This is a genomic window from Elizabethkingia argenteiflava, from assembly GCF_009904105.1.
Classification (GTDB): Bacteria; Bacteroidota; Bacteroidia; order Flavobacteriales; family Weeksellaceae; genus Elizabethkingia; species Elizabethkingia argenteiflava.
Window position 1 is genome coordinate 1 of sequence record NZ_JAAABJ010000423.1, and the last position, 1210, is coordinate 1210.

A 1210-nucleotide genomic window follows, 5' to 3' on the forward strand; every position below is an offset into this window, starting at 1 on the left:
TATCCGCTAAGCCCTCACTCCTAGCCACCAGACAGGTGATCACCGGCAATTACAGCCAGAACCCTTTTGGCTACAAAGAAGTTAAGCAGTGGTATGAAAAACTGAAAAATTAGAAGATAAATAATTACAAAAGAGCGCTCCGCATATGGGGAGCGCTTCAATTCATCTAAACATTTTCTTTATGGTCACTTTATTTTGACCTATCCTCTGGATAAAAATGCAATATGATAATCCCTATAGAGAGTAGAATAAATATGGAAATGCTTATAGTAAAGGAATTCAATATTGCAATGCGATCTGGAAGTGTAGAAAAATCATATATACGGCTGCATGTAATTCCAAATAATAAAGCAATAAAACATAAAAGGAAACTATATCGATCTTTATATCGCTTAGAGTTTACAAAAATGAATAAATTAAAAAAAATAAACAGGGGAATCAATTCATAAATATCTATATAATTAAAATTCAATTCTATTAAATTAGAAAAAAGAGATAGCATTTGAAATATAAATAATACAAAAAAAGGATAATCATTGTCATATAGACTCATAATTAAAGCGAAAGAAATTACCGCTAAAACTTTCATTACTTTAAATAATTTATTGCTTTTCATCTTAACTTATTATTTAATTACAAGATCTTCGCGTATAGGGACCAAATCCTTGTCTATTTACCCCTCCCATTTGCACCAGTTTATCTGCAAAAAAACTAGGAATATCTAATCCTTGCATGTTTTTCCCTAATATGTTCATAACATCCTTAGTAAATGTGGTGCAGTTATGAGTTGCTAGATTGTACCAGCTGTTCTGATATCGTTCAGCTAAATTAATAATTTGAGTTAATTGAGCAGGCGAGATGTTTCCCACATTAAGCGAAGTATGATATAAATGCTGGCTGTCATTATTTAAAGTTCCCGGACCTATTCCCCTTTTAGCTAAAGCTTCTAGTTTTGGGTAAAAACCAAAAGTAAGAACATTACTCCCTTGGGTGATGGTTATAAAAGCATGACCAATATCTTTCCTGTCTGCATAAACGGTCAGGTTAGCTGGTTTAGATCGATCTAGGCACCTAAAGAATTGTTTTAAATTTGTAATAGGATCCCTTGCGGTAAGCATCCTGATTTCCTCGGGGCTTAATGGTCTAGAGTCTCCGACTACGCTTTGGTTTCCTCTGTATACGGGGATCTGTATTCCCTCAACAGGAGAAA

General features: G+C 33.8%; 1 pseudogene. It reads right to left on the reverse strand.

Annotation, left to right across the window (positions count from 1 at the left end):
• Window positions 1-629 precede the first annotated feature (629 nt).
• A pseudogene (locus tag GNY06_RS04955) lies at window positions 630-1210 on the reverse strand (C97 family peptidase); the annotation flags it as partial.